Below are 5,519 nucleotides of genomic sequence, written 5' to 3'. Positions count from 1 at the left end.
ATGCCGAGAAAATCTATTTGTCGATGAGAGCCCTTAATTAGACTAAAAGCGCCAGCGGTCGGATAGCGTCAGCTATCAAATCGACCGATGGACAGCTTTAGGATTATTAAGGAGCGCAGAATCGTCGGCAAATAGAGGAATTGGAATAAGGCAATCATGTTATTGTGAAATAAAAAAAGGAGAATGAAGTTGAAATTTATAACTAAAATGTTAGATGGATTAGCTTTTATTTGTGCAGCATTATTATTTTTAAAGTATGCAGTTATGTCTGCCAATATGATGTTTGATTGGCATTTGCGTTGGTATTTCTTAGAAGATATTCCGCACATGGCAATTATATTATTCATCTTGATGTTTGTTTTTGCAGTTCCGTCAGAAATGATTAAAGATAAACAGAAAGAGAAAAATGGACGTAGTTTAGAATAATTTGGAGCTGATAATATGAAATTCAAAGAAGCATTTGAGAATTTTATAACAAGTAAGTATGTATTTGGTGTTCTAGTAGTTTTAACTGTCTACCAGATAATACAAATGTTTAAATAAAAAAGACCTGATCTGATTAGACCAACTCTTTTGATAGTGTTATATTAATAGCAAAATAAAAAAAGAAGTCGTCCACCCCAAACCGACCAAAGTTTACGTGAACGACTAGCCAAAATATAAAACAGTCGATGTTTTTATGTTTTTGTATATTTTGATATTAAACGATATTTGATTATACTTCAACATTTACATTTGACGTTTGGGTGGACGACTTCTTAAAACAAATTAAGGAGTCGATTTTTTATGACTGAAAAAAATCATTCAAATTACTTACAAAATAAGGATTTAGACAATTTTTCTAAAACCGGCTACTCTAATAGCCGGTTAAGTGGTAATTTTTTTACCACCCCTCAACCAAATTTAAGTTTTGACGCTATGACAATTGTTGGAAATCTTAATAAAGATAATGCAGAACAATTATCAAAATTTATGAGTGTTGAGCCTCGATTTAGACTTTGGGATATTCTACAAACCAAATTCAAAGCTAAAGCACTTCAAGAAAAAGTATATATCGAATATGACAAAGTGAGAGCAGATAGTTGGGATAGACGTAATATGCGTGTTGAATTTAATCCTAATAAATTAACGTATGATGAAATGCTTTGGTTAAAACGCAATGTAATTAGCTACATGGAAGATGATGGATTTACAAGATTAGATTTGGCTTTCGATTTTGAAGAAGATTTAAGCGATTATTACACAATGACTGATAAAGCAGTTAAGAAAACTATATTTTATGGGCGTAATGGTAAACCAGAAACAAAATATTTTGGTGTACGTGATAGTGATAGATTCATTCGAATTTATAATAAAAAGCAAGAACGCAAAGATAATGCCGATATTGAAATTAATTCAGAACACTTATGGCGTGTAGAAATTGAGCTTAAAAGAAATATGGTTGATATGTGGAATAGCTGTTTTGATGATTTACATATATTAAAACCTAATTGGACTGTACTAGAAAAAATAAAAGAGCAAGCAATGGTTTATATGTTAATTCATGAAGAAGATACATGGGGAAAACTTGAACGACATGCTAAATATAAATATAAAAACTTAATTAAAGAAATATCGCCAGTTGATTTAACTGAATTAATGAAATCGACTTTAAGAGAAAATGAAAAACAATTACAGAAACAAATTACTTTTTGGCAAAATGATTTTAGAATTTAAAATAATTTGGAGTGGTTGTTATGCTTTTTTCAGAAAGAAATTATGAACACGCAATATATAAAAAAATTGCTAGTAATATAATGAATTGTGCGGTAATTGCATGGATATTACTATTCATTTTGAATTCGATGTTTGATTGGACGTTTTTAGATTATATAAATACCTTTGTTAAAATTATATTTATAATTGGATTAATTATTGGTAGTATTCCAGACTTTTTAGAAAAAGATGGTAAAGGTATATTTTGGGATATTGTAATTATCCTAATTTTGATTTTTATATTATTTATACTTTGAATTTGAGTACATTAAATTTTATACACGAAGTGATCATAAAATTTAAAAACGAATGTGCGACCATCATTTTTGGTTGCTTGGGTTTAACGGTTTTGAACTATGAGTGGCTAGCATTTAAGCCACTCATTTTTTGCGTTAGCAAAAACATAAGGGGTATGGGGATATCCCCATCAAGCCGGTATTTTTAGAACGAAGTGGCTATAAAATACGACGCTTGCCAAACCACATAATTACTTGATAAAATCTGGCTTACCCTGTAAGCTAGATTTATATTAAGTAATGACTTTCGAAGAAAGCGTGGTGGGATTTGATGAGCGAACAAAATAACTTTGTGGCTAACGACGAAACTGTTGGGCGAAACCATAAACCCAACCGTAAGGAGCCGAAACAAATTAGTTTTCGTGTGAGCGAATCTGAATATTTAAAGTTAAAGCAGTCTGCTGAAACTTTAAATATGAGTGTGCCTAATTTCGTTAAGAAAAAGGCACAAGGTAGTCGATTAGTCGCACCTAAATTTGATAAAGCAACGCGACAATCGATAGCCAAAGATTTAAGTAAGTTAGGTGCAAATGCGAATCAGATTGCGAAATATTGTAATCAACATCAATATGACGCACCTAACTATCCAGCGTTAGAACGTAATATCAGTGAGTTACGTGAAAGGCTTGATGAGATATGGCAACAACTAAATTAGGCAATACCAAATCGGCAAGTCGAGCAATCAATTACGCAGAAAAGCGAGCAGAAGAAAAGAGTGGCTTAAATTGTGATATAGATTATGCGAAATCATCGTTTAAGCAAACTAGGGCGTTATATGGCAAAGAAAACGGTATTCAAGCTCATACAGTTATACAGTCATTCAAGCCTGGCGAAGTAACACCAGAACAATGTAATCAACTTGGCTTAGAACTAGCCGAAAAGATTGCACCTAATCATCAAGTGGCAATCTATACGCATACAGATAAAGAACATGTACACAATCATATTGTAATTAATTCAATTGACCTTGAAACAGGACGCAAATATCAAAGTAATAAACAACAAAGAGATTTGGTTAAACAAGCCAATGACGATATTTGTCGAGAACATGGTTTGAGTGTGCCAGAACGAGATACGGCGAAATTGAGATACACACAAGCCGAAAAATCATTGATAGAGAAAGACCAATATTCTTGGAAAGATGATTTGAGAGAAAAAATAGAACATGCGAAAGAACATACAAGCGATTTTAAGAGCTTTTCAGAGTATTTAAAGGAATCAGGTATAGAATTTAAGGTAAGGGGCAAAAACGTCTCATATAAGCCGGAAAACGTAAATAAATGGGTACGTGGCAAAACCCTTGGACAAGATTACGATAAGGGGGCGTTAGAATATGAGTTTGAAAGACGAGAGAGAGAAGAAAAAGAATCAGAGCGAGACCCAGTCGCAGAGTACACAGACCAATTCGAAGTCGATTGGGACGCAGTCGAACACAACGCAGAGCAACTTAGAAAGACAAGAAATCGAAGAATTGAAAAAACAAAACAAGCTCATCATCAAGTATCTAACAGAGATTCAAGAGAATCAGAACGCACGAGAGAAAGACCAAAAGGAAATCACATCGAAATTGACAGGGGCGACGAAGGATTTTCGAGATAATGGCGTAAAGACACATAATGCTTTTATAAATATACTCAAAGAGAAATTAGATAAAGTCGATACAGATGAGTTAGCCAATATTATAGGCAGAGATATTTATAATGTGCGTGATGAAAACGAACGAATGCTACAAGAAGTGCAATCATCACATGAAGAGTATCAAAAAAGAATTAAACTCATGTATCGTGGATTTGGAGCAATGTTATTAGTATTTATGCTATTTGCGTTAGTAATGACTATTGGCAGTGACTTTATGGACTTTATACACATAGATATATTACAAAAAGCAATAGCAAGCAAAATTAAAGCGTCTGAGGGCTTTATGACATTTATTTGGTATATTGCTTATGGATTACCTTATATTGTTGCGATAGGTGGTTTTATTTATCTTTATGAATGGATTAGAAAAAAATTCGAAGTCTTTTTCTAAGGATAAGCACGCTATTATGCCGAGAAAATCTATTTGTCGATGAGAGCCCTTAATTAGACTAAAAGCGCCAGCGGTCGGATAGCGTCAGCTATCAAATCGACCGATGGACAGTTTTAGGATTATTAAGGAGCGCAGAATCGTCGACAAATAGAGGAATTGGAATAATGCAATAAAATATAAAGATAAGGTAAATTATGTTATTAATGGCTCTAAACAATTTTTAAATAAACAAATCAGGTATAGGAGGTGTAATTTATGTTTAAGAAGTTTTTTACAATTAGTGTTGTTTTATTTGCAATTGATATGCTTTCGGTTGTATTTAAAGATTTCTTTTTACTTGGAGAAAAGACAACGACAATGAATGGATTTTTATTGTTTTTAACAATACTGTTTACTATCTCTATGATTGTAACAACATTTTTTTATTTTATTAGTAAAAAAAATCATAATACTGAAGAGTATAAAGGATTATATTTTACTGTTTTAATTTCTCTTCCGTTTGTATGGTTAATAGTTGGACATATTATAACTTCACCTCTTCCATATATATTAAAATAGATATATATATAACTATTTTGCTTTTAATTGCAAAAATTATAGAAAAATGAATTTGAGAAAAGAAGTTAAGGATATGGAAGAAGACATAGATAATTTGATTGAGATGGGTAAAAAAGGCGATGAAAATGAGAGAAAATTATATAAAGAAAACCAATCTTTAAAAGATGAAAATCAAAAACAATCCGAAGTGATCACTAAATTTAAAGATACGTTTCATAATACGATGAATGTTTTTGAAAAGATTTTAGGAAAAGATAGATTTAAAGATTCTGTATTGAAAATTGATAATATGCTTAATAATAATCAACTCTTTAGAAATTTAGTTGTTGGTTTTGATGATAAATATGAAACAGTATTTACGCGTAATGACAAATTAAATCTAGTAAAAGAAAAAGATTATGTATCTCAAAACATCAGTATTAACGATATGGATAAACAAACTCTGGGTGCAGAGTTAGAAACATCTGATAGTTTGCTTACACTTGAATTTGATTTGGATGATAAAGAGTTTGATGACTTTTTAATAGACCCAGATAAGTATATTGTAGTTGCACCAATGATCATGGAAGACAAACCATTTCTTTTATCACTAGATGATATAACGTTAGATAAGCCTTTAGAATTTGATAAAGATTTAGGTCTAGGAGAATCACAAGAAATAGATATGGATTTAGGTTTAGATATAGATTTAGAACGTTAAATTCAGAAATCCGATTATCGGACGTCTGTTGCTACACATGGGATAGAACGCGTTTTATGCCGAGAAAATCTATTTGTCGATGAGAGCCCTTAATTAGACTAAAAGCGCCAGCGGTCGGATAGCGTCAGCTATCAAATCGACCGATGGACAGCTTTAGGATTATTAAGGAGCGCAGAATCGT

The 5,519-nt window shown here is 32.0% G+C and carries 8 protein-coding genes; all 8 read left to right on the top strand.

Annotation, left to right across the window (positions count from 1 at the left end; genetic code table 11):
• The first annotated feature begins 189 nt into the window (after positions 1-189).
• The 8 genes from elxI1 (at position 190) to GVY01_RS12445 (ending at position 5,338) form a co-directional block, all read left to right on the top strand.
• Positions 190-426, top strand: a complete 237-nt coding sequence (gene elxI1, locus GVY01_RS12480; protein ID WP_080355856.1) for an epilancin biosynthesis-related protein ElxI1 — start codon at positions 190-192, stop codon at positions 424-426.
• A 360-nt stretch (positions 427-786) separates the two neighbouring features.
• On the top strand, positions 787-1,716 hold the full coding sequence (locus GVY01_RS12475; protein ID WP_015310588.1) for a replication initiation factor domain-containing protein: 930 nt from the start codon (positions 787-789) through the stop codon (positions 1,714-1,716).
• Between the two features lie 20 nt (positions 1,717-1,736).
• On the top strand, positions 1,737-2,012 hold the full coding sequence (locus GVY01_RS12470) for a hypothetical protein (protein WP_015310587.1): 276 nt from the start codon (positions 1,737-1,739) through the stop codon (positions 2,010-2,012).
• Between the two features lie 310 nt (positions 2,013-2,322).
• Positions 2,323-2,706, top strand: coding sequence for a MobC family plasmid mobilization relaxosome protein (locus tag GVY01_RS12465; protein ID WP_145417274.1), 384 nt, complete (start codon positions 2,323-2,325; stop codon positions 2,704-2,706).
• Positions 2,688-3,650: a relaxase/mobilization nuclease domain-containing protein gene (locus GVY01_RS12460; RefSeq protein WP_046467521.1), complete on the top strand. Its 963-nt coding sequence runs from the start codon at positions 2,688-2,690 to the stop codon at positions 3,648-3,650. Before GVY01_RS12465 ends, GVY01_RS12460 begins: the two co-directional genes overlap by 19 nt.
• Complete coding sequence (locus GVY01_RS12455; RefSeq protein WP_159333817.1) at positions 3,619-4,080, top strand: DUF334 domain-containing protein; 462 nt, start codon at positions 3,619-3,621, stop codon at positions 4,078-4,080. The genes GVY01_RS12460 and GVY01_RS12455 overlap by 32 nt, the downstream gene beginning before the upstream one ends.
• Before the next feature lie 255 nt (positions 4,081-4,335).
• Complete coding sequence (locus tag GVY01_RS12450) at positions 4,336-4,638, top strand: hypothetical protein (RefSeq protein WP_015365428.1); 303 nt, start codon at positions 4,336-4,338, stop codon at positions 4,636-4,638.
• Positions 4,639-4,684: 46 nt separating this feature from the next.
• Positions 4,685-5,338: a hypothetical protein gene (locus GVY01_RS12445; RefSeq protein WP_159333816.1), complete on the top strand. Its 654-nt coding sequence runs from the start codon at positions 4,685-4,687 to the stop codon at positions 5,336-5,338.
• Positions 5,339-5,519: the final 181 nt, after the last annotated feature.

Source organism: Staphylococcus sp. 8AQ (assembly GCF_902506595.1).
In the GTDB taxonomy this organism is placed as follows: domain Bacteria; phylum Bacillota; class Bacilli; order Staphylococcales; family Staphylococcaceae; genus Staphylococcus; species Staphylococcus pasteuri.
Note: the sequence above shows the minus strand (reverse complement) of the source record. Positions and strands in the feature narration are given on the sequence as shown.

What these genes read in the sequence shown, in the direction of transcription:
- GVY01_RS12470 (WP_015310587.1), top strand. Translation starts at nt 1,737, where the DNA reads ATGCTTTTTTCAGAAAGAAATTATGAACACGCAATATATAAAAAAATT.
- GVY01_RS12460 (WP_046467521.1), top strand. Translation starts at nt 2,688, where the DNA reads ATGGCAACAACTAAATTAGGCAATACCAAATCGGCAAGTCGAGCAATC.
- GVY01_RS12475 (WP_015310588.1), top strand. Translation starts at nt 787, where the DNA reads ATGACTGAAAAAAATCATTCAAATTACTTACAAAATAAGGATTTAGAC.
- GVY01_RS12445 (WP_159333816.1), top strand. Translation starts at nt 4,685, where the DNA reads ATGAATTTGAGAAAAGAAGTTAAGGATATGGAAGAAGACATAGATAAT.
- GVY01_RS12450 (WP_015365428.1), top strand. Translation starts at nt 4,336, where the DNA reads ATGTTTAAGAAGTTTTTTACAATTAGTGTTGTTTTATTTGCAATTGAT.
- GVY01_RS12465 (WP_145417274.1), top strand. Translation starts at nt 2,323, where the DNA reads ATGAGCGAACAAAATAACTTTGTGGCTAACGACGAAACTGTTGGGCGA.